This window comes from Streptomyces sp. NPDC000983 (assembly GCF_040299205.1).
Taxonomy (GTDB): Bacteria; Actinomycetota; Actinomycetes; order Streptomycetales; family Streptomycetaceae; genus Streptomyces.
Map to the genome: position 1 here is coordinate 1 of NZ_JBEPBM010000069.1, position 21061 is coordinate 21061.

Sequence of the window (21061 nt, forward strand, 5' to 3'; positions counted from 1 at the left end):
GATCTTCATGCCGTGGTGTCCTTCCCGGTCAGCTCGGCCAGCGTGCTGGCGACAGCGCGTTGATAGGCGTCCTCAATGAAGGTCGCGGAGGGCCGTAATGGTGGCTCGGGTATTGGAACTCTCCGAATGCCTGGCCGTGGACATGATCGACAGTGGTGTTCGATGCTGGCAGGCTGGCCCGATGCGGATACCCAGACGAGCAGCCAGAGTCGCAGTCCTGGACCCGGTGGGGTCGGTCTTCATGCTCCGGTATGACAACGAGGAAGTTGGCGTCCACTGGGCGATGCCCGGTGGTGGGCTGGATCCGGGTGAATCTCCACTGCAGGCCGCTGAGCGCGAGTTGCGCGAGGAGACCGGATGGACCGACATCGACATCGACGGCACCCTGCTGTGCCTGTGGGAACACGACTTCACCAGGGCAGGGGTGCCGGTTCGCCAGCACGAGCACATCTTCCTCGCGCATGGTCCCCGCCGGGACCCAGTCGGCGACCTTGCCGCTTCGCATGCCGCAGACAAGATCCTGCGGTGGCGATGGTGGTCGCCAGCTGATCTGTCCGATGGTTGTGAGCCGTTGTGGCCGCCGCAGCTGCCCGAATTGCTCGCTGACGTGCGGAAAGACGGTGCACCGGCGACGCCCGTCGACCTTGGTTTCGTCCGGAACGGGCTCGTCGGCGGGAGCTGATCCGGGGGACGGATCTCAGGAGCTGTTCCGGCGGCTGACCTCGGCGGCGTAGGAGCCCCAGTCTCCGGCGGCGGCTCGTTGCCATTTGACGGCGACGGTGATGTCGATGCCGAGGGTGCGGGCGAGGACCGCGGCGGGCAGCTCGGTAGCGAGCTGGAACAGGGCGGTCGACCGGGTCTCGGCGAGCCGGATGCCGAGTTTGCGGAGACGCTCACCCATGGCCCAGACGCTGATCGGGCGGCCGGGCTGGCCGCCGGGGAAGAGCCAGGGTGAGTCTGTCCGGGCGAGGACGGCATGGCTCCAGCGGACCGCGCCCTGGTGGAGGGCCAGTTCAGCGACCGGTCCGGGCAAGTCGACGGGGACGGTACCGAGGCGGAGGCGGACGGCTCCGTCGGTCTCCTCGATCTGGTCGACGGTGAGCCGGGAGATCGCCGCGGGCCACTGGGCATAGAGGAGCAACAGCAGGCCGGCGAAGCGGTCTTCGGGCTTGAGGGTGTCGTCGTGCAGCAGACGGCGGGCGGTGGCCCAGCGTGCCTCGTCGTCCATCGCCTGGGAGGGGCCGTTCCATCTGACGGCCGGGAAGCTGAGATCGCGGGCGATCTTCTGGGCGAGAGCCCAGCGCACGAAGTGGCCCGCCTCCCGGAGGTGACGGACGTCGTCGCCGGTCATCCAGCGTTCAAGGTCGGCCTGACGGCAGGTCGCGAGTGTCAGGCTCTGGGCCTCGATCCAGTTGAGGAGATGGACGGCTGCCCGCAGATGCTGGCGGACGACGGTGAGCTGGGTGTGCGTGATGTCGTTGCCGCGGCTGCGTCGGCGGAGCCGTCGCAGGAGGTGCCAGGTCGCGTACCGGTGCAGGATTTTCCGTCCCTCGGCGGTGGTGTGGGAGGTGACGAGATCGTTCACGTGCCGTTCCAGGCGGACCATCTGTTCGTCCCGCTGGGGCAGCGTGCCGGTGGCCACGAGCACGCTGCGGATGTGCTCGACGACCTTGCCTGCCGGGAGTTCGTCCAGGGCCTCGTGTGTCAGGGGCCGACGGCCGGAGCCGAGATCGGACAGGATGGTGGAGACGATGCCGCCGGCCAGCCAGCGCATCGCCGTGCCGGCCCGTTCCGTCTCGGCCAGAGCGTCGTTGAGGGCCTGCAGCTTCGGAGGTATGGAGCCCGAGCCGTCGGCGAGAAGTTCGTGGAGCCGTTGCTTGAGAGTGCAGCGAGGGCACGGGCCGGCGGCTCGCAGTCGTTCTGCTTCCCCGCAGGTGGGACATGGGCGCCAGAGCTCGGCGTCCGGTGCGGTGCAGGGGCCGCAGACCGGGGCGTCGGCGGTCCCGGAGTGGATGCCGCGAAGCCGCCCGCATGCGGTGCAGTGAGCCTGGCGTCGGTCGCAGCCGCCGCAGCGGGGCAGGCCGGTCAGCCGGGAGTGGGTGGCGGGTGCGGTGCGGCCGCAGATCGAGCAGACGAGGACGGGCAGGGGGCAACAGTTCGAGCAGAGAGGACCGTCGGAGGTGCGGTTCTGTACTCGCTTCCGCTTTCCGCAGTTGATGCAGACCTCGACGCTCGCGGGGTCGTTGACCAGGCAGTTCGGACACAGCGGGCGCCCTTGGTCGTCGCGGGTGGCGGGGTCGCGGCGGGCTCCGCAGCGTACGCATTCTTCGACGCGGGACTTGGCGATGCAGTTGCGGCAGACCCGCTGTCCGTCGAGCGGCTTGTCGATGCGCACCACCCGGTGGCAGCGAGGACAGGACGGCCGGACGATCCCTTCGGCACCGGCCTCGTGCAGAAGGTCGATGAACCTCAAGATGGCGCGGTGCGGGGCGAGGTGGGCCTCGCCGGTCAGCAGGCGAGGGTTCTCCTCCAGGGCCCAGACCACTCGCTGGCGATAGTGGGGACGGTGGGGCGCCGACCGGCGCAGAGCCTCGGCGACCCCGTCGCGGTCGGCGCCCGGGGCGATCGTGTTGATCACTGCGTGGATGGCCGTGGCTGGGTCACGGCCATCGCGGTCGGGACACATCGAACAGCGGGGCAGGCCCTTGCGGTCCCGGAAGGTGACGCGCCGGGTGTTGCCGCAGGCGGTGCACTCGGTGGTCTCCTTGATGCAGACCGAGCAGTACCAGTCCTGGCCCTGCCGCTGGAGGCTTCGCAGCCCCTTCCCGCAGTCCGCGCAGACCGGTGGCGCGATCGCCGAGGCGCCGGCTTTGCGAAGGGCGATGAGGAGGTCACCGACGGCCCGTGGCGCCGGGGACCGGCCGTCGGTCAGGACGGCGGGCCGTGTCGCCAGGAACTTGGCCAGGTTCCGTGACTTCGCGCGGCCGCCCGCGACCGCGGTGACCACGGTGCGGATGGCCTCGGAGCCGAGCTCGCTCTCGGCGTCCGCGGCCAGGTCCGTGATCAGGCCGATCGGGTCGGTGACGGCGCGGTCGAGAGAGCCGGTGGTGGTCATGGCCGGTCAACACCCTTGATCCGAGCCCGCTTTGGCCGCAGTCCGCCGAGTCCTTCCGTGTCGGGGCCGTGCCGCCGACGGCTGCCTTCTTCGGCTTCTTCACGGCCCCGGCCACCGCGATGGGCTCGATGAGGTCGTCCATGGTGCAGTCCAGGATGTCGAGCAGGGCCATGAGGATCTTCAGGCTGAGTCGCTCCGGTCGCTCGACGACGAGCCGGTAGACCTGGCTCGAGGACAGGGTGATACCCCGTTCGGCGAGCGGAGGGATGAGGTCGGTGGTGGAGAACATCCCGCGGTCGGCCATGACTTTGCGCAGGTGCCAGTGGTAGTCGAGCTTGGCGGCCATCGGCGGATCCCTCCTCATCGGACCCCGGCGAACGCCGGAGCCAGTGCCTTGTGAAGGGAAGTGTTCATGAAGTCGTCGCTGACGTGCGTATAGATGGCCAGGGAGCTGTCGCTCTCGTGGCCGACCTGCTGCTGAATTATCTTGAGTCCGGACCAGCGTCGTCCCTGTGACCTTGGCGTTCGTGTTGACGACGATGTTGTCGACGCGGAGTTGGTCGGGTCGGCAGCATGGAAGACAGCTGACCGATCGATATCAGCGCGAGACGTACCGCCACGAGTTCTCGCGGGTTGGCTCGTCTGCGTGCTGAGGGTGCTGGGGTTCACGAGGTTGCCGGTCCTGACGGAGAGGGGCGGGTTGCCCGGCCGACCTCCTGAGCTCGCTCGCGGGCCGCGACCTGCTGGAGCTCGCCGTAGCGGTGGAGTGCCTGCGGATCGCCGATGTGTTCGGCGGCCGCGATGGCGGCGTCGAGGACTCCGTCCATCCAGAGTCGGGGAATCCCCTGCAGATCCTGCTCACTCGCAGCGAGGAGACGCTGCGCGGTGGAGGTGTCAGGTGCGTTCGGGACGAGAAGGAAGCACTCCTTGACGAAGTGCCGCCATTTGCCCTGCTCGATGCCTCGCTTGTCGGGCGGCAGGGCGCGCTGGGCCTCCTGAAGCGTTTGCCATGCGCCCGCGAAGTCGTCGGTTCGTCGTTGCAGTCTGGCGAGGGTGAGCAGTTTGCTCCCCTTCGCTCCTGACCACGAATCGTTGAGCGCGACGGCTTCTTTCTGCACGTCCACGGCTTCGGCGAGGTAGCCGAGGTGGGCGAGGTGGAACTGCAGTGTGTTGAGTGTGTCGTCGGTTCGAGGCTCGCTGGCGGCCCACTCGGTCATGAACAGGCGGGATGCCTCGCGTTCGCCCAGGCGCGCTGCGTGGTAGGCCCACGCTTTGAGCCCTTCGTCGGCCGGGTCGGCGGGAAATCGTGCGCGTTGCTGGTCCAGCCATTCTTCGACCACTGTGTCGGTGTGGCGGGCCGATGTGATGTCGCCCAGGATGCGGTCGCGGTCAGGGTGGGAACTGGCCCGCACCGCTTCGGCGCTGGCGGTGATGCCTGCGGTGAGGAGGTGGTAGAGGTGGTAGCCCAGGGCCGTGTCGAAGCTGATGTTCTTGGCGTCCCAGTGCAGCCACAGGTCATCGACCTGCCGGTGCTCAGCGACCAGGAACCCGGCCAGGGTCAGGTCGGGTGCTATGCCCCAGGGGACGGCCTCGCGGTAGTAGGTCGTCTGCTGCTGGAGAAGGAAGCGCAGGAGCTGTAGGTCCTGGGGGCGGCGGTCGTATTGCAGCGCCCACAGAACCGCGAAGCGTGCAGATCTGTTGCGGTCGGTAACGGGACCTTCATCGGTGTCCTGAACGCCGCAGTAGGCCAGGTCCGCCCACGTCGCCTGTTCCCGCCGGGCTCGTTGTAGAGCGGCTCTGGGGCGCCGCAGTAGTCGGTTCTGCTCGTCGGCGGTGCTCATCGTTGTCCCCTCGCTTGGTCTCGCGTGATTCTCTCGGCTCGTTGTTCGCCCAGCGCGCCGGCCAGTTGGTCGCGGAGGCGGCGGTTCTCCTGCGTGAGTTGCCGGACGCGGGTGTTCGCGGCTTCGAGTCGCCGCAGGAGGGAGGCATCGGAGGTCCGCTGACGCGCTGGAACCGGGGACGCGGGTGCCCGGCGGTGTGCTGCCCGCAGGCGCTCGACTTCAGCCCGCAGGTCCGACTGGCCGTAGAGCCAGGATCGTGAGATGCCCGCGTGCTTGGCGACGGCATCGAAGGTGACCGGTTCTACGGCCGCGTCGAGGGAGCGTAGTGCCTGGATGGCCTTGGAGCGGGTGTACTCGCTGCGGCGGCGGGCGGCCTCGATGATGTGCTGGCTGTTGTCAGCTCGCATCGGCGGTGGCCTCCGGCTGATCGGGGTCAATTTCCAGTGTGGTGATGATCTGCTCCAGGTTGCCCAGGACCTGCCGGTTCATCTCCACCACCCGTGCCTGGCCGCGGGCCTCGGCAGCGGAGACGATCTGCAGCAACTGCTGGCGCTGTTCGTGGTGTTGCGGCAGGAACTCGGGGGTGGTGATGAACATCGGGCAGGTCAGGCAGGCGTTGGCGTGCGGGCAGGTCTTCTGCACCGGCAGGCCGCAGTAGCCGTTGGGCAGGGCCTGGGTCGCGCGCCCGAGCCGCTGCTTGGCCCAGGTGGCCTCGGCCAGGGGGCCGGCCGGGTCGACGGTGACGTTCTCGCCCTTGATGTTGACCTTGCGGGCTTTCTCCCAGTGCCGCCGAACGGTGGTGTCATGCAGCCGGGCGTAGTGCGCGGTCATCTCGCCGGAGGAGTGATCGAGCAGGACGCGTACGACTTCCTGGGGAACGTCCCGGTTGATCAGCCTGGTTCCAAAAGTGTGGCGCCATTGATGGGGCGTCAGGTGCACGGGGCGGCTGTGCTCGTCGCGCACATCGCAGCGCTCCAGCCAGACGGCGAGCTGGCCCCGGTAGGAGTGGGTGGTCAGCGGCCGGGTGCCGTCGGGGTTCATCCGCGGGGCCGGGAACAGCCACCGACTGCCGGCCATCGTTGCAGCACCCGGCGCTGCTGGGCGGTGATCTCGCCCTCGACCTCCTCGTCGATGGGGACCAGGGCCTCGCGTTTCATCTTCCGGTTGAGGTAGCGCAGGTAGGCGGCGCCGTCCGTGTCCCGCACGATGCAGTCGAAGGCGATATTGCAGGCGTCGCCGACCCGCAGTCCGCACCGCATCAGGACCAGCGTCACCAGGCGGCCCTCGGGGTTGTGCCAGCGGTCAAGGTTGGCGGGCTGCTCGACCTGGGCCATGACCTGCTCGGCCAGTGCGCGGGGCAGCCGCTTGTCGGGGCGGGGGAAATCATCGGGGTAGTAGGCCGCGCTCGCCGGGAGGGTCTCGTCCCAGCCGTGGCGGCGCACAGCGTGGAAGAACGCGTTCAGCGAGCTGATGTCCCGGCTGCGCGTGCGTGTCGAGCGCGGATCGGTGGCGAGATCAGCCAGGTAGCGCTCCAGCACCTTCCGGTCCACCGCCGCCAGGTCGGACGCGGCGACGTGCAGGTCGGCCAGGAAGCCGGAGAAGCGGTTGAGGGCGAGGATGTCGACGACGGCTTGGTTGACGCTGCGGCCGATGCTGAGCCGCCAGCGCACGAACCGCTTGGCCGGCTCGCGCAGCCACGGCTGGGCGATACGGTCGAACCGCAACCGGGCCCCGGTTTCCTCCATGCCGAGGCGACGCAGCACCCAGACATCGCGGGGGAACTCCGTCTCCCAGCCGCTGCCGCAGGCGAGATCCTCCAGGTGCTCGTGCGCGTAGCGCAGGAACGCCAGCTGCCCGTTCTGGTCATGGCTGGCCCCGCGCACCGAGGCGAAGAACTCGCTCCACTGCTCCATCGGCCACTCCAGCAAGGAGCCTGCCGACCCGGAGGCGGCCAGACGGATCACGGGCGCTACGGCTTGGCTGTGGGTGTTGACCTGCCGCTCGTCGTGGCGGCACTGCAGCGCGTACTGAAGTTCCAGCTTCAACTGCCGCTTGGCCTCCAGCGGACGGAAGTCGAAGCGGTCGTCGCCGGCGGCCTCGCAGCGGCGTGTGAACTCCTCGATGTCGGGGCTGCCGACCGCGTACCAGCGAGACTTGTGGTTGTGGCAGAACGGCGACTTCCCCTGGGCCCACAAGGTGCAGAAGGACAAGCGGCAGACCCGGTGCCCGCTGTCGGCGACGGCTGGCAGCCCAGCGATCCAGTTCTTCTTCTCGGGCTCGCCCGCTCGCTCCCAGAAGCCGTGATGTCGCACGCACAGCCCTTGGCGGGCAGCACCGTAGCGGCAGCCGGCGATGGCGCAGGCCGTCAGTTCGGTCCTGCCGACCGGCCCGGGGCCGGGATCGGCGATGAACGCCTCCATATCCGGGCCTCCGCGTCGCTGCCAGCGGTAGTAGTGGCCGCGGCAGAGCCGGCGGGTGCGGGGCTGACGCGGACACCCGGGAACCAGGCACGATCCCAGACCGAAGATCAGCTCTCCCTGCGCGGGGATGAACACGTCGACCCGGAACTCGGGCCTGACCGCGGCCATGAGCTTGCCCAGGAGCCCGGGGCCGGGAAGCGGAACAGCAGAAAACGACTCGCTCACCAGCTGACCTCCCGCCCGGTCAGGAACCCTGCGGCCTCCAGGGCGCGACGGGCGTCCTCGACCGACAGGTGGCCGTATATGTCGAGCGTGGTGGCGATCGAGGAGTGCCCCAACAAGGTGCTGACCACCTCGATGGGCACGCCTCGGCGCAGGAGCATGGTGGCCCGGGTATGCCGGAACCAGTGCGGGTCGAAGTCGGTGCCCGTGTCGCGTCGGATCCGCAGCACCAGGTCGTAGACGGCCGCGTAGGTCAGCGGGTGCCCGTAGGAGCCGGCCCACAGGTTGACGAACATGTAGTCGCCGTACTCGGCATGCAGGTAGTCCGCGTAGAGGCGCACGATCTCGGGGCCGACCGGGACCGTGCGGGGCGAGGCGGACTTGGCGCGGGCCCGGTTGTCGTTGACCCTGGGTATGACCGCCAACTCGCCCTCCGCCGCCGCCAGGTCCTCGTGACGGAGCCCGAGTGCCTCACCGATCCGGATCCCGGTCTCCCACAGCAGCGCGAACAAGAACCGGTCCCGCAGCCGGGTGCACGCGTCCAGGATCGCCTGGACCTGGGCGGCGGTCAGGATCGTCGGGTGGGTGCGGGGCGACTTTAGCTTGATTGTGCGGCGTCTCTCGGGTTGGCCGCCGGCCAGGTGGTAGAGGAAGGGTTTCCAGCCCGTGCGCCGGGCGCGGACCGGCTGCAGTTCGGTGACCAGATCGCCCAGGTCCACGCCGTGACGGGCGTGGAAGACGTAGAGACCGCTGACCGCCGACAGCTTCCGGTTGACCGTGGTCACCCCGCAGTGATGCTCCGCCGACGGCAGCAACGCAACCCGGCCGTCACGGCCTGCGGGAGGCAGCCGGAGCCAGGCGACGAACTCGCCCAGGTCCTCCAGTCGCACCTCGCGCCAGTCCAGCGCCCGCTGGCCGAGGAAGACGAACCAGTCCTTCAGATCGTGGGCGTACGCCTTGACCGTGTTCGGCGAGCGCTCGATGTCGGTCAGGTAGGCCAGGTAGCGCTCGATCGGCTCGACCGTGCCGCCTCCGTCGCCGAGGACCGTCCACGACTCAAGCGACGAGGCGGGCATCAACACCCTCTGCACCAGCATCAAGCCTCCGAGGAATCTGCGTGATGGACGGCGGTAGATAACCACCGTCACCACACAGATCTCCACCCACCTCAGGCTCGTGCTGCACGTCGTGGACACGCCCCCAGCGGCTCAAGAGAAGCTGAATGAAGCGGCGGTCCACCCCGTCCTCGGTCAGATGCGTGACGTACGAATGCCTCAAGGAGTGCGGGACCAGCTCTTTCGGCAGACCAAGGGCGTCGCGGTATGCCTCGAACCGGTCGTTGATCGAGCCGGGCCGCAGACGTCCACCGCGCTCTGTGATCCACAAAGCGGGGTGATCGGGCAATCCGAAACGCGGACGGACGTTCTCGACGTAGTCGGCGACCGCCTCGACGGCCCAGTCCATCACCGAGAGCACGTTCCGACGCCGCGGCGGCTGGCCCTTCTTGGCCTTGCCATAGCGGACGTTGAGCGTGCCGTACCGGCCGAACTGACAGGCCTGCGGGTTGCGTCCGAAGTCGACCACATCGAGCTTGGAGGTCTCGGTCCGGCGCAGACCCCACCCGTAGATCACCTTGAAGAGGGTGGCGTCGCGGTAGGCCGCCAGGGCGCCCTTGCGTTTCGCCCGCAGGGCTCGTTCGACCTGGTCGTCGGCATAGTCGAGGAAGAGCTGCAACTGTTCCCGGGTGAACGGCTTCGCCTCCGGGTCGCCTTCGTAGTCGTTGAGGTGGGCGATGGTGTTCCACTCATGACAGACCGCCACCGGGAAGGTGCCGAAGGCTTGCTCGCAGGCAGGGCCCCAGCCGTAGCGGCCGTCGATGAGGAACTCGCTGAACATTCGCACGGTGCCCTGGTAGCTGCGGATCGTCGACGGTGCCAGATGCTTCTCGCTGGTCAACGAGACCGACCACTCGTCCATGTGGGCCGGCGTCCACTGCCACGGGTAGTCGTTCGCGAACTCCAGGAACCGGCGGAAGAGGCCGGATCAGGGTTTCCCTCGACAAGGAGATGTGATGCGCAAAGCCGTACTCGGTGTGTTCGTGGCCCTGGCGGCGGTGCTCGCAGTAGCACCGCTCGCCGGCGCCGGCCACAGCGAGACCGTCGCCTGCTGCGGCGGCGGGCCCGGCTTCCCGTAAAGGGCGCTCGCCGTTAGCTCGATGTTGCACGAGGGTCCGTCAGCACGCTGACGGACCCTCACCATTACTCAAAACGGCGCCCAGACGGAGGCCCGCGTTCCGTGACACGCTCTGGATCCGTCGGCGGGCGGGCCGAGTTGTCAGTTACCCACAGACCCCGGCGGACGAAGGAGATCGTCACTCCTGCCACACGACTCGCAACAGGCCCAGCAGCAGTGTTCAAGAACAGGTTCTGAGCAACTCCCTTACCAGGGTGACGTCTTGCTTCCCGGGGCGGTGCGTAGGCGTCGAGGATGGGCAGGCCAGGCCGGGCCTTGGCGACCTCGGCGGTCCGGGCGCGTACCGAGGGGCGGCGGGCCTCACCGGGCGCGGCGAGTTCCACCAGGCGCAGCTGGGCGAAGGCGCCGGCGGGGTCGCCGGCGTCGAGCAGGGTGCGGGCGGTGTCGGTGGCGGTGCGGGCGCGGCGCTCGGACGTCGGCAGTGCCTGGGGGTCCAGGCGGTGGCGTGGGCGAGGGCGGTGTCGACGTCGCCGAGGTGGCGGTGGATCCCGATCCGGTACAGCGCGCACTGGCCGGCCGACAGCTGAGACGGCCGGCCGCCGCCGTGGGGGTGGCCGGCCAGGCACAGGGCCGTGTCCTCGGCCTCCTCCGCGAAGTCCCGCGCTGTGGCGCCCAGATCGGCCTGTGCGGCGGTGTAGGAGGCGGTCAGCGCCACCATGCCCGGCTGCGTCCAGCTCGGCGGCCGAGGGCGGGGAGACGGCCGCCAGGTGGGCATGTGCCTCCTTCAGCAGGGTGAGGGCCTCGTGGGCGCGACCGGTGCGGCGCAGCGGGGTCACGGCCGCGCGGGCGGCGGAGGCAAGCACCACTGCGTTGCCCGAGCGGCGGGCCGCCGCGCCGGCCAGGGCCGCGTACGCGCCGGCGGAACCGGTGCGGGACTGCTTGACGGCCAGCCGCGAGGCCAGCACCCACACCCCGGCGGCCCGGGCGGCGCCGGCCGGGCCCGACCGGACGCCGTGCTCGGCTGAGGTCCAGGAGCAGCGGCAGCAGCCGGCCGAGCCGGTCGTAGGCGCCGGCGGCGAACAGAGTGCGGGCCGCGGCGAGATCGGCCTCCGACACCGCCGCCGGGCCCTCGGCGGCCCACGCCGCCGCCGGCCGTACGGCCACCGCGGCACCCAGTACGACTCCCGCGCCCAGCACCCTCCGCCGCTCCATCCCGATCCCCGCCCTCATCTCGTGCCCGGCCAGCCGCCGGGACACCGTCACGACGGTAGAGCCGGCCCGGCGGGCACCGGCAGGGCGCACACCACCCGCCGGCCGCACACCCCCACCACCGCGGTGCCCGGCGCGAGCAGCAGACCAGCACCTCCAGACAGGCCTGCCCGTTGGCCGGCCGGGGTCCCCCTGTCAGGGCACGGGCGTGGGCCAGGGGCCGTTGGTCGGCCGGGCGCGGGTGGTCGTGCGTCATGTGGGTGTGGGCGGCGCGGTCCGGGTCGTTGCGGCGTACTGGGCGGCCGTCGTGATGTCCTCTGGGGCGGCCCAGCCGTCGTAGCGGGTGCCCAGGGCAGTGGTGGCCGTTTTGGGGACGAGGCGGCCGTGCAGGACGTCGGCGACGAACTGGTCCAGGTCCCGTTCCTCGCTGTGGCCCCAGCCGGCATGAACAGGGCTGTGCCAGAAGGGGCGCGGGTCGCAGACCTCCGCGCAGGCCACAGCGCTGAAGCGGCTCACGAGCGGGTACAGCCGGCTGAACGGCCCATCCGGTGCCGCGGGCCGGTACAGACGGGCGGCGGGCACGTGGTCGAGCCAGCGCGCGGCACGGTGTGTGAACCACACGATGCCGAGCCCGTCGTCCTGGTAGCGGCGGGTACGGGCGAGGACGTCGTCGACGGGTGCGGAGGACACCTGCGCCTCCAGCGCGGTCCTCCCGCCCGCCGCCGCGGTGACGAGGACGTCGGCCCGCCAGCCGCCGTGCGCGGCACCGGCCTCCAGCTGGACCTGGTGGCCGGCCTGGCGTGCGGCAGAGGCCAGCGCCCGCTTGAGGACGCGGTGTTCTTCCGTCTCGCCGGCCGCCGCGCAGTGCGGGCTGCGGCGGTCGTGTGCGAAGAACCGGCCGCCGCGTGCGGACACCTTCGCGTGCATCGGCCCACCGCACCCGGTGCAGGCCAGGACCGGTCGCGGCCGCACCCGGTACACCGCCTCCCACCACACGCCGCAGCCCAGATCGTCGAGGGTCGCATCCAGCGTCCCGTGTGCGTCCCAGCGCGCGGTCAGTGGCATCGGCTCGCTCCCCCTTGACTGTTGGCCGCCAGCATCCCTCCAGCCTGCCCGCCCGGCAGCGGCGACGTCGATGGCCTCTGGCACGACCGCAAGGGCCGCGGGCGGGCCCGGCCGCACGCGGGAGGTTCCTGTTCCTCGGCGCCGTCGTCCGACGGCCGCACGAGCCAACTCGTCGCGCCGCAGTGTGAAATCCCCCGCCGCGGCCGCACAGATCCCGTACGCTGGGCGCACCGACGCGGGGTGGAGCAGCTCGGTAGCTCGCTGGGCTCATAACCCAGAGGTCGCGTGGTTCAAATCCCGCCCCCGCTACCACGATCCGGCCCCCGGCGACATGACGTCGCCGGGGGCCGGAGTCGTTCACGAGCGACCGGCTCGTCTGCCAGGGCGCCCCGCGGGCCGTGATGGAGGCGATGGGTCACTACCGCGCCCGTTCTTCTACCTGCCGGAAGCCCGCGGCCATCAGTGCTCGCTCATCAACGCCCGCAACGTGAAGAACGTCTGAGCTTCAGGCCTGAGCGCCAGTTCTGCGGGAGGCTTTGTGCGTGCTGTCCCTGCGGGTCGGCTGTCAGTCCCCGTTCATAGGATCACGGCATGTCTGATGCCTTCACCGTCCTGTGGACCCATGACACATGCCGTGCGCTGCGCAGAGCGGGCCGCGTGGGAGAGCGCCCGCCGGTCGCCTTCAGCGGCGTTCACTCGTCCCTGCCCGCGTGGACGGGGGCTCGTGCTGGGGACGAGGTGTACGGGCTGCATGTCAACCGGCGCGAGGTGTTCGTGGTGAGCCGACTGCGGGTGATCGACATGGAGCGACGCGACTGCTGCGGCGCGGCCCCCACGACGTGGGAGGACCCTGCATATCCCGGGCACGGCGACTGGTCGATGCTCGGCGCCGGCGGCTGCGGCGCCATGGCCGTGCATGTGGACGCGACGCCCGTGCGCTTCGATGCGGCCATCCCCGGGGAACTGCTTGCCGAACTCACCTGGCGCAACCGCCGAGGTCAGACCCGCGGTCTGAAGTACGTGGTGGACGGCCGCCTTGAGAACTCAGTCAGCCTTCAGGGGTTCTACCGGCTGACCCCCGACGCCGCCGACGCGTTGGCGGAAGTCGTCGGCAACGCTGCCCCTGACTCGGCGACCGCGGGGGACATGTTGTCGGCGTCGGGCACGTCCGGGGAGAGCATGGAGTAGGCATTGGCGGACTCCAGTCCCTCCAGGACCTCCTCCTCGGAGGTTCCCAGTTTCGTGGCGAGCTCCTGCACCATGAGCAGCCGTCCGTGCTCCCAGCCGGCCCTGGTCGTGGACGTACGCGCCGCGGCGGACGCACGCCACGGGGTGTGCGCGACGCCCGTACGCCCTCGGCTCACACCCCGTGGGCAGCGGGCCCGCTGTCTGCTACTGCGCCCAGTCGAAGACGCCCGACTCCAGGTCGATCTGGGCGTTGCCGCCGCCGAAGTTGACCCCGCCGACGCCGTCCTCCAGTTCGAAGACGTACGGCGTCAGCCCCTGCGGCAACGTCTGGCAGGGCATCACCGTTCCACCGAGGTGCGAGATGCCCTCCACGGACGACCAGAACGCGTCGAGACCCTTGTCGTCCGAGGACCAGGCCTCCACGTAGCCGCCCTCGCCGTCCTCCGCCGGGGCGATGCCGGTGTTCGGGTCGCCGGTGCGCTCCCCGATCCAGACCGTGATTTCGGGGGCGCTGTCGTCCCAGGCGTTCTGGCCGCGGCTGTACTTGTCGCCCAGGCCGTCCGGCCGGATGTCGGCCGGGGGATCGATGCGGGGCGCGGCAAACTCCTCGGCGGTGAGCCAGATGAGCGCGTGCGCGCCGCCGATCATGTCCTGAAGGTCCTGCTGCCGGGGGTGGCGGGCTGCGGCCGCCGCGGCCACCGCGGCAAGGAACGGATCGGCGGCCTGCTCCGGGGTGGGCACGGTGCCCGCCAGCAGCTCGTCCACGCCCTCGATGTCGTCGGCGACGTGGTCGTCGGCGTGGAAGAAAGAGACGGCTACCAGGTCCTGGCCCTTGCGCCGGTAGTCCTCCGGCAGTTCGAGGGTGATGACATGGGTCATCGGCAGTCCCGTGACAGGGCTCCGGGGCCAGGAGGCCGTTGCGATGCCGGGCGCACGACCGCCGCACCACCCGGCCACAAGGGCCCCGGGCAGATCGATCTCGACGGGCTTGCCGGGCCGGACCGACAGCGCGTCCACGCACTCTCCGAACCCCAGGTCGTATGCCTTCACCGTGTCCCTCGTTCAATCTGTTCGACTGCGACGGTGCTCAACCTACGCGAGGCCTCCGACAGTCCCCGCCCCCGTCGCTCCCGCTCGGGCGGCGTCGGTCGGGCGGAGAGGACGTCGAGCAGCCTGGTTGACGGACCCCGTTCGCCTCACGCTAGTGTCCGGTCTCAGGGCGCAGCCCGACGTCGGCGAACCTGCGGATCCGGTCCTGTTCGTTGGTCTCGTCAGAGGCGTCGAAGTGCCGCACCTGGTTCCACCAGCGATCATGGTCATAGCCCTCGCAGTGGTTGAACTCGTGGGCCGTACTGCGTAGCCGCTGCCACTCGCGCACGATCGCGGCCCGCTGCCACGTCTCTGGCCGCTCCACTGCGAGCAGGGTGTGCAGGAGCCCGGCCGAGTCGCAGACCAGGATGAGCAGAGACCGCATCGCGAAGGACGTCTCACCAGTCTCGCCGACCTCCTCGTACACCCGCCCCAACTGGACGTTGAGGAACGTCTCCAGGGCGTGAACGTCCCCAGGCCTGAGGTCTTCCGCGTATATGAGAGTGCGCTCGGACGGCGGGGTGGTCATGCGGGCGGGTCCTCCCATTCGCGCGGTGCCAGCCGAATCAGCTCCGGTGACACTGAGCAACTCTACGAGAGGTGACTGACACTGTAAGCCACACAAAAGACCAGCTCATCATGTCTGCCGAGTGCAAGAGATCCAGATAGCGGCCTGCTGTTCTGATCACCTGCAGCCCGATCGACCAGCACCTGGGGAAGATCGCCGGCCTCGCCACTGTCGACGAACGACTCAAGGCGTTCCGGCTGCTGGTCGAGGTCCTCGCGGTCGCGGACAAACGGCGCCGCGAACGCTTCTGCTTGGGCGGATGCGGTCACTGGTGGCACAACCTGCCCGTCGCCGACGGTGAGGACGAGTCCCCCGCCGCTGTCCTTGGCCCTGCACTCCATGTGCGGCAAGACGGGCTGACGGCAGTGTTCATGCGCCCGTGCCGCCGGCGGCGGAGCCGATCACCGCGCTCAGGGCGTACAAGGCGTCATCGTAGGGGCGGCGGTCGAACTGGAAGGGACCGAATGCCGCGTAGTCGCGGGTCCTGCGGTGAGGCTGCTCAAAGGCGTCCCAGGTCACGAGAGCTCCTGTCGCGGTGATGCGGGCCATGAGCGGCCAGCACCCCCACTCGCCGCATTCACAACCCAGGACGGGGGTCTTCGGCCCCATCGCGCCAGTGGACAGGCCGAGGAAGTGATCCTGCATCGGGCCGAACCGGAAGAACTCCGGAATCAGACCACCGTAGGCATCACCTGCAGGCTGCATCCGGGCCGCGATCTCGTAGCTATCGATCAGCTCGGTGAGCGGTGTTCCGTCGATGTGAGGGACGACTACGAGCGGACCGCTGTCGCCACACTGCTGGCAATCGAACCGGATCTCATTGGTGATCATCCCTCGATTGTCCCGGCGACCCTGCCCCCTCCTTCTGGGCGAGCTGACACCGCAGCGAGGTACTCGGCGCCCGCGGCCTCTTTGCGGTGCGCCAAGGAAATGGGACTGCGTTCGGGTGGGGTGGCCAGGCAGCATGGCGGGATGCCAGATCTGCTGTGGGACGACGTCAGGAACTTCTTCGACCCCGACCTGACGGGGTCGTTGCCGGATGTGTGTGTGTGGCGGACACCTCGGTCGAGGACTGGCAGACTGTGCTTGACCTGGTGCGGTCGCAGGGGTGGCCGTGTGAGTACTCCGAGGACGGTGTGCCGGTCCGGCTACCACGAGCCGTTGACATGCTGGCCCGCAGCCAGAATGCCGACGCAGTGCTGAGGGTCTGGCCCGCCGCAGGATTCCTGGTGATCTTTCGAGCCTACGAGGCCTCCTCAGTCGACTTCGACATTGATCTGCGGGAACTGCAGGGCCAGGACGGCGTCAATCTCTTGTGCAGTCTGCTGCGGACGATCGGGCGCCGGCTCGGCAAGCCGGTGATCTTGTCTCCGGAGTCTGATCCGCTCCACCCCGTTCTCGGATTCGATGTCGAGGCCGACCGCGTCGTGCTGCTCGCAAACCCACGGCTCAGCTGACTGCCCCGGCCGGACGCCACTCGTACACCCCCCTCGCCGAGCCTGGCGAATAGGACGCCGCCCCGGCGCCCGGCCAGACTGAGGCAGGCAGTGTCGGCGTACTTGCCAGGGCCGCATGCCTTGTACACAGACATCGTCCAAGCCGCAGTTCTTCAGCTCGGTGAACACATGCAGCCGGTACTTGGCACTGTCTCCGCCGTCGCCGGGCCGGAGGCCAAGGGCGGGGGCGAGGGCGAGCGGGGGACGGTCAGCGCCGAAGCAGGGTACGGCCAGACCGGCGGCTCGCCTCGTGCGTCTCCTTCGCGGTGCTACTCGCCGTACGATTGTCGGCGCGCCCGCGGGCTCAGGGCCGGTTTCACGCGCCGAACGCCAGGCAGTTCGGTGGCGGCCCCTGCAGATGAGGCAGCGAGATCGAAGGACGGCATACCGGGGCTTCGAGTGCCGATTCCTCCAAAGAGAACTGCTGCAAAGGCAGTTGGACGTGGCTGTCAGTTGGACCTGCCAGGATGTGCGGCATGCTGAACAACCAGGAATTCATGGAGTCAGCGCGTGCCATGGGGGTGTCCCAGGGCGCCGTCGAGGAGATCCTGCGCTGTCTGCGGCCGTGCGTGGTCATCAACAAGGACAGCCTGGGCGCCAGGGTCGGATACTGGAAGGGAGAGCACGAGGTGACAATGATCATCGACTGCGCCGCTCTGCCGCATCAGCACTTGGACCTCGGGCTCGGGCTTCCCGACGGCGGATCTCTGTTGGTACCCGCCGAGGGGCCGCCGCAGTGGCTTCCGGAACCCAGCGGTCAGATGCCGTCGGACGCGGAGCCGGAGCACAACGGATACCTCCACGGCTACGCCGCGTGGACCCACCCCGAATGGTGGGCGCACTCCGAGGACCTGCATCCCAAGAAGATGCACCAGGCCCTCGAAGAGGCCATGGCAGAGTACGGGCGGCGTGTAGGGCCGATGGAGCTGCTGGGCGAGGACTACGTCCCCTCCGACGGATCCCTGCAACTCGGTGGCTCGCTGCTGTGGAGCCCTCAGGACCCTCCCGAGCTCAACCTGGTCGACCTCGGGGACGACTGGAACTGGGATTTCAACGACGAAGTGCTCCGCAAGGTCTCCGCCTGGAGACTCTTCGGCCACCTGCACAACGACAACGGCATCGAGTCCTACTGGCTGATCCACCAGACCGACACGAGCGTGGACCGCTACGACGAGATCGTCTGGATGGAACAGACCGACTGACACCAACCAGGTCGAGTCGGCAGGACGACCGTACCGAAGCGCCTGCCCCGAACCGACGTAGCCGATCCGCGCAACCCAGCGTCTCGACGCTCACATGACACTCGATCAGGACTGTACCCACCACGGTTTCTCCTCGGGCAGGCCAACACGGGCGCCGGTGAGGTAGAGCAGCATGACGAGGGCGTAGGGGCGAGGAGTCGTGTGCGGTCTCGATAAGCCGGGTCGTCTCAGCCTCGGTCATGCTCTCGGTGGGGGCTGCAGCCGGGGTCGTTTCGTGTCCAGCTAGCTGCTAGCCAACTCCCACTCCACCGGCTCATCAAGACCCTCCGGCGCGTACATCACGCTCTCCGCCCGGCCCTCCGGCGGCACCTGATAGAAGATGTTCCCCCGGACACAATCTCCGCCCTTGACCGTCGCTTCCAGCGGATACACCGGACCAGGCAGCCCCGAGCCACTCACATGAGTCGGCTCAACACGCGCCCCGTCCGCGTAGGCCAGCGACCACTTGAACGGGGTGACGCCGAACGACTCGTCGTCCTTGTTGCAGACCTTAACCTCGGCGAGCGCCCACTTCTGCCCGTCGTTCAGCAGGCCGGGCCCGCCGCTGATGCCCCGGTCCTTGAACGCGAGAACGGTGGCGGTGAAATCGAGCCCGTCGAGGGTGATGTCGGCGATGTCCCGGAGCTTGAAGACGTCCGGACTCGGGCTGGCCGAGGGTGACGGCGAAGGGCTGGACGTTGCGGGTTCGGCGGAAGCCTTCGATACGGCCGGCTTGTCGTCGGAGTCGCTGGAACAGCCGGCGGCCCCGGCGAGCAGCAGGCATGCAAGCAGGGTGGTGGTGCGGCGCATGGTCCCCCCAGTGGCGCGGATGATGCGCCCGGATCGTAGCCGCCAGAACCGACAGTCCGCCCCAGGAACGGGGAAGCCCCACCTAAACGGGGGGCGGCGGGGCATACATGCAGTGTGGCGAGACCGGTGACAGGGCGGATGGCTGCGGTCTGCCTGATAGGGCGGCTTGCCCCGTTCGCAGCGACCGCCTCAGAGCCGTGGGGCGTTCGCACCGTCAGGCGGTGTAGTGGGCAAGAGTCTTCGTCGCGCGCGTCCGGCGTTGCGTCTCCTTACGATCGGCCCGTGCCCGCTCCGACTGCCGGCGTGCCCGCTCTGGGGCTTCTGGCAGGAGGAGTTGATGCACCGTCGCCGGATGCCACTGGCCGCCACGCTTCGACGGGATGTCCTTCTCGTTGAGCCGGGCGGCGATGGCGCGGATGCTCAGTCCATCCGTCCGCCACTGCCGCATCCGGTCAAGGACGACCGCTTCTTGCTCGCTTCGGACGAGCTGATTGTCGACGGACTGCTGCCCGTACCGCGGGGCACCGAAGGCATGGCCGCCCCTCTTGCCCTTGTCTTCCCCGCCCCTTCAACCAGCCGGCGGATCCCTTCGCCTGCTCCGCTGCGGCACCACCCCGGTCACCGCCGCCGTTCAGAGCCCTCGCCACCCTCGAACAGCCCGTCCGACCACTATGGAGAGCGCTCACGTCGGCGGGGTTCAGGTCACCGAGATGTGCCACCTGCCATGTTCGGACACGGTGACGTATCCGTGCTGCGGAAGGCGCAGGGTGCCCCTCTGGGTGACAGCGGACGTCAAACGGACCAGCCGCTGCCCGCCGCCCGCGGGCGTGTAGATGATGGTGCCGGGAGAGTCGATGAAGTCGTAGTGCACCACCGGGGCGTACTCGAAGTACGGCTTGGGACTGAAATAACCGAAAGTCCGCGTCCCCCTGCCCCGGGCCTCAGTGGCCGGGAGCCGGGGCAGCGCGTCACTGTCCACGACGCGCACCTTCCACCGGCCCACACCGCTGGCGCCCTCATTGCCCACCACGACCCGCGCAATGGCGAGAGCGTCACAGTCACCCGGCAGGACAATGTGCGACCGCCCGGTCCGGCCGATCGTGACGAGCCTGTCACGGGCCCGCTGACGATAAGAACCCCTGCGCACCGTCGACAGGTCGAAACTCGAGGTGAAACCGGCACGGAACTCCACAACGACCGGCTTCCCGACACCCGCACCCGGAAACTCCACCACCCGACTCCGCCAGCCCGACCACCTCGCAGACGCGACGCCCCCCACGATCCCACCCCCATACAAGCCGGCAAACACCCAGGATCATGGTGACACGCAAGCCCCAACCCCTGCCCCACCGACGTCCAGACCTCCGTGAAGGCGCGTAGTGCTTCGCTGCACGGCCCTGCGCTGCGGCATGTCAGGCCAACTCGAAGCCGCTCCGGAAGATGCCGCCGTACTCCCCCGGCGTCTCCCGGCACGTGTAATGACGGCCGGGAAGACCGGGCAGGTCAACCCCCAGTGCCTTCGCCAGGTCGGCGGCATGGGTCTTGCGGGTCCGGGAGGGCTCGTCGGCAGCTTGATAGAGGGCATGGGCGCCGCGCAGTCCGATCACTACGTACTCCACCCGCCGGCCCGCGCTGACCGCCCATTCCTCGTGGTGCTGCTCGTGCCGGGCATTCATCACCTGCCCGCAGAGCCCGCATCGCAAGCCGTCCCCTGAGGTATCCACGGCAGGCATCGTAAGGGTCCCGGCCCGCCCGGCAGCCCTCCACTCCCCTCACCGATCCGAAAGAAGCGGCCCTCAATGTGTGGGCGGCGGTCACCGGGTCCGCTTGTTCGACGCCGAACGCAGGTGAGGATCTGCTCTCGCCGTCAGGACCGCGGGGCCCACGGGTCGTCGTACTGCATCGGGTCAGGCTGTTCGGGGTGGAGCATCGTACGCAGGCAGCGCTGCAGCCCCGTCTCGCCGGATCCGCCGGCGGCGGCCATCCAGGGCAGGTCGTCCATGGTGCGGGCGCGCTCGTCGGTGGCGAGGCCGCCGACGGCTGCGCGCAGGTCGTCGGGAACGGATTCGTCGGTGAGGCAGAGCCATCCGATCGCAGCGGCCAGCCGGACTTCGGCGGCTCGGGTGCGGTCCTGCCAGCACTCGCGCAGCAGGGCGGTGGTCGGCGGGTGGGGGCGGGCACGGGTGATTTCGGCGGTGGCGAGGAGCAGTGCGGCACAGACGTCCGGGGCCGGCTCGGTGGCGAACCGGGCGCTCAGGGCGGTGCGGACCGTGCCGTCGACGTCGGTGACGGTAGCCAGGGCATAGGCGGCACGGATCCGGGTCGCCGGGGCCGGGTCGTGCAGCAGAGGCAGGAGAAGGGCGGCGTCGGCAGTGATCGCGGCCCGGGCCGCGGCGACCGACCAGCCCGCCGGGTACCCGGTCACCTCAAAGCCGTAATCGTCACAGTCGACCTGCCGGATCCCGGTGCGGTGGAGCAGCAATTCGGCGCGGGAGGCAACGCCGAGGTAGCGGGCGCGGGCCGGGGCGGGCACCTCGGCGAGCGCGGCGGTGCGGTGCGGGTGGTGCGGGTCGGCAGCGATCCGGATCAGGAACGCAACGGCCA

19 protein-coding genes, 1 tRNA gene and 4 pseudogenes are annotated in these 21061 nt (G+C 69.4%); 7 read left to right on the forward strand and 17 right to left on the reverse strand.

What is annotated here, in order from left to right; all coding sequences use genetic code 11:
• Nucleotides 1-112 precede the first annotated feature (112 nt).
• Entirely contained in the window at nt 113-682 is a 570-nt protein-coding gene (locus ABT296_RS36620; protein ID WP_351934145.1) for an NUDIX hydrolase, read from the forward strand.
• A gap of 15 nt (nt 683-697) precedes the next feature.
• Here the strand turns inward: ABT296_RS36620 and ABT296_RS36625 are convergent, their stop codons facing one another.
• The 8 genes and pseudogenes from ABT296_RS36625 to ABT296_RS36660 form a co-directional block, all read right to left on the reverse strand.
• On the reverse strand, nt 698-3115 hold the full coding sequence (locus ABT296_RS36625) for a site-specific integrase (RefSeq protein WP_351934147.1): 2418 nt from the start codon (nt 3113-3115) through the stop codon (nt 698-700).
• A gap of 178 nt (nt 3116-3293) precedes the next feature.
• Nucleotides 3294-3479: pseudogene (locus tag ABT296_RS36630) on the reverse strand (helix-turn-helix domain-containing protein); the annotation flags it as partial.
• A 301-nt stretch (nt 3480-3780) separates the two neighbouring features.
• A complete protein-coding gene (locus ABT296_RS36635) occupies nt 3781-4956 on the reverse strand; it encodes a hypothetical protein (protein WP_351934149.1) in 1176 nt (391 codons plus the stop codon).
• Nucleotides 4953-5363 (reverse strand): DUF6262 family protein, encoded by a 411-nt coding sequence (locus ABT296_RS36640; RefSeq protein WP_351934151.1) that lies wholly within the window; start codon nt 5361-5363, stop codon nt 4953-4955. Before ABT296_RS36640 ends, ABT296_RS36635 begins: the two co-directional genes overlap by 4 nt.
• Nucleotides 5353-6033, reverse strand: coding sequence for a tyrosine-type recombinase/integrase (locus tag ABT296_RS36645; protein ID WP_351934153.1), 681 nt, complete (start codon nt 6031-6033; stop codon nt 5353-5355). The genes ABT296_RS36640 and ABT296_RS36645 overlap by 11 nt, the downstream gene beginning before the upstream one ends.
• Nucleotides 5994-7601, reverse strand: coding sequence for a tyrosine-type recombinase/integrase (locus tag ABT296_RS36650; RefSeq protein WP_351934155.1), 1608 nt, complete (start codon nt 7599-7601; stop codon nt 5994-5996). The genes ABT296_RS36645 and ABT296_RS36650 overlap by 40 nt, the downstream gene beginning before the upstream one ends.
• Entirely contained in the window at nt 7598-8695 is a 1098-nt protein-coding gene (locus ABT296_RS36655) for a tyrosine-type recombinase/integrase (protein WP_351934157.1), read from the reverse strand. The genes ABT296_RS36650 and ABT296_RS36655 overlap by 4 nt, the downstream gene beginning before the upstream one ends.
• Nucleotides 8655-9575 (reverse strand): tyrosine-type recombinase/integrase, encoded by a 921-nt coding sequence (locus tag ABT296_RS36660; RefSeq protein WP_351934159.1) that lies wholly within the window; start codon nt 9573-9575, stop codon nt 8655-8657. The genes ABT296_RS36655 and ABT296_RS36660 overlap by 41 nt, the downstream gene beginning before the upstream one ends.
• A 94-nt stretch (nt 9576-9669) precedes the next feature.
• Here ABT296_RS36660 and ABT296_RS36665 point away from each other — a divergent pair, with 94 nt between their 5' ends.
• The gene (locus ABT296_RS36665) at nt 9670-9792 is read left to right on the forward strand and encodes a hypothetical protein (RefSeq protein WP_351934161.1); all 123 of its coding nucleotides are present in this window, start codon (nt 9670-9672) and stop codon (nt 9790-9792) included.
• 1460 nt (nt 9793-11252) lie between these two features.
• On the opposite strand, the gene ABT296_RS36670 is transcribed toward ABT296_RS36665, so the two are convergent.
• The gene (locus ABT296_RS36670) at nt 11253-12065 is read right to left on the reverse strand and encodes a competence protein CoiA family protein (protein ID WP_351934163.1); all 813 of its coding nucleotides are present in this window, start codon (nt 12063-12065) and stop codon (nt 11253-11255) included.
• A gap of 234 nt (nt 12066-12299) precedes the next feature.
• Between ABT296_RS36670 and ABT296_RS36675 the strand changes: the two genes are divergently transcribed.
• Nucleotides 12300-12377, forward strand: a tRNA-Met gene (locus ABT296_RS36675).
• Nucleotides 12378-12656: 279 nt separating this feature from the next.
• On the forward strand, nt 12657-13253 hold the full coding sequence (locus ABT296_RS36680; protein ID WP_351934165.1) for a hypothetical protein: 597 nt from the start codon (nt 12657-12659) through the stop codon (nt 13251-13253).
• A 204-nt stretch (nt 13254-13457) separates the two neighbouring features.
• Here ABT296_RS36680 and ABT296_RS36685 read toward each other — a convergent pair whose 3' ends face one another.
• Together ABT296_RS36685 and ABT296_RS36690 are read right to left on the reverse strand one after the other, a co-directional pair.
• A complete protein-coding gene (locus ABT296_RS36685; protein ID WP_351934167.1) occupies nt 13458-14303 on the reverse strand; it encodes a hypothetical protein in 846 nt (281 codons plus the stop codon).
• A 151-nt stretch (nt 14304-14454) separates the two neighbouring features.
• Nucleotides 14455-14871: a hypothetical protein gene (locus tag ABT296_RS36690; RefSeq protein WP_351934169.1), complete on the reverse strand. Its 417-nt coding sequence runs from the start codon at nt 14869-14871 to the stop codon at nt 14455-14457.
• A gap of 191 nt (nt 14872-15062) precedes the next feature.
• On the opposite strand from ABT296_RS36690, the pseudogene ABT296_RS36695 reads away from it, so the two are divergent.
• Nucleotides 15063-15131, forward strand: a pseudogene (locus ABT296_RS36695) (hypothetical protein); the annotation flags it as partial.
• A gap of 148 nt (nt 15132-15279) precedes the next feature.
• On the opposite strand, the gene ABT296_RS36700 reads toward ABT296_RS36695, so the two are convergent.
• Nucleotides 15280-15741: a hypothetical protein gene (locus ABT296_RS36700; protein ID WP_351934171.1), complete on the reverse strand. Its 462-nt coding sequence runs from the start codon at nt 15739-15741 to the stop codon at nt 15280-15282.
• A gap of 141 nt (nt 15742-15882) precedes the next feature.
• On the opposite strand from ABT296_RS36700, the pseudogene ABT296_RS36705 reads away from it, so the two are divergent.
• Nucleotides 15883-16367, forward strand: a pseudogene (locus ABT296_RS36705) (hypothetical protein).
• 515 nt (nt 16368-16882) lie between these two features.
• Complete coding sequence (locus ABT296_RS36710) at nt 16883-17608, forward strand: hypothetical protein (RefSeq protein WP_351934173.1); 726 nt, start codon at nt 16883-16885, stop codon at nt 17606-17608.
• Between the two features lie 282 nt (nt 17609-17890).
• Here ABT296_RS36710 and ABT296_RS36715 read toward each other — a convergent pair whose 3' ends face one another.
• The 5 genes and pseudogenes from ABT296_RS36715 to ABT296_RS36735 all read right to left on the reverse strand — a co-directional run.
• On the reverse strand, nt 17891-18457 hold the full coding sequence (locus ABT296_RS36715; protein ID WP_351934175.1) for a DUF4352 domain-containing protein: 567 nt from the start codon (nt 18455-18457) through the stop codon (nt 17891-17893).
• Between the two features lie 214 nt (nt 18458-18671).
• Nucleotides 18672-18920 (reverse strand): annotated as a pseudogene (locus ABT296_RS36720) (recombinase family protein); the annotation flags it as partial.
• 234 nt (nt 18921-19154) lie between these two features.
• On the reverse strand, nt 19155-19691 hold the full coding sequence (locus tag ABT296_RS36725; RefSeq protein WP_351934177.1) for a hypothetical protein: 537 nt from the start codon (nt 19689-19691) through the stop codon (nt 19155-19157).
• A 178-nt stretch (nt 19692-19869) separates the two neighbouring features.
• Nucleotides 19870-20181, reverse strand: a complete 312-nt coding sequence (locus ABT296_RS36730; protein ID WP_351934179.1) for a hypothetical protein — start codon at nt 20179-20181, stop codon at nt 19870-19872.
• 143 nt (nt 20182-20324) lie between these two features.
• A partial coding sequence (locus ABT296_RS36735) for a hypothetical protein (RefSeq protein ID WP_351934180.1) occupies nt 20325-21061 on the reverse strand: 737 nt, incomplete at its 5' end.

Coding starts and splice junctions, on each gene's coding strand:
- ABT296_RS36625 (WP_351934147.1), bottom strand. CDS start 3,115: ATGACCACCACCGGCTCTCTCGACCGCGCCGTCACCGACCCGATCGGC.
- ABT296_RS36635 (WP_351934149.1), bottom strand. CDS start 4,956: ATGAGCACCGCCGACGAGCAGAACCGACTACTGCGGCGCCCCAGAGCC.
- ABT296_RS36640 (WP_351934151.1), bottom strand. CDS start 5,363: ATGCGAGCTGACAACAGCCAGCACATCATCGAGGCCGCCCGCCGCCGC.
- ABT296_RS36645 (WP_351934153.1), bottom strand. CDS start 6,033: ATGGCCGGCAGTCGGTGGCTGTTCCCGGCCCCGCGGATGAACCCCGAC.
- ABT296_RS36655 (WP_351934157.1), bottom strand. CDS start 8,695: ATGCTGGTGCAGAGGGTGTTGATGCCCGCCTCGTCGCTTGAGTCGTGG.
- ABT296_RS36660 (WP_351934159.1), bottom strand. CDS start 9,575: ATGGACGAGTGGTCGGTCTCGTTGACCAGCGAGAAGCATCTGGCACCG.
- ABT296_RS36665 (WP_351934161.1), top strand. CDS start 9,670: ATGCGCAAAGCCGTACTCGGTGTGTTCGTGGCCCTGGCGGCGGTGCTC.
- ABT296_RS36670 (WP_351934163.1), bottom strand. CDS start 12,065: ATGCCACTGACCGCGCGCTGGGACGCACACGGGACGCTGGATGCGACC.
- ABT296_RS36680 (WP_351934165.1), top strand. CDS start 12,657: ATGTCTGATGCCTTCACCGTCCTGTGGACCCATGACACATGCCGTGCG.
- ABT296_RS36690 (WP_351934169.1), bottom strand. CDS start 14,871: ATGACCACCCCGCCGTCCGAGCGCACTCTCATATACGCGGAAGACCTC.
- ABT296_RS36700 (WP_351934171.1), bottom strand. CDS start 15,741: ATGATCACCAATGAGATCCGGTTCGATTGCCAGCAGTGTGGCGACAGC.
- ABT296_RS36710 (WP_351934173.1), top strand. CDS start 16,883: ATGCTGAACAACCAGGAATTCATGGAGTCAGCGCGTGCCATGGGGGTG.
- ABT296_RS36715 (WP_351934175.1), bottom strand. CDS start 18,457: ATGCGCCGCACCACCACCCTGCTTGCATGCCTGCTGCTCGCCGGGGCC.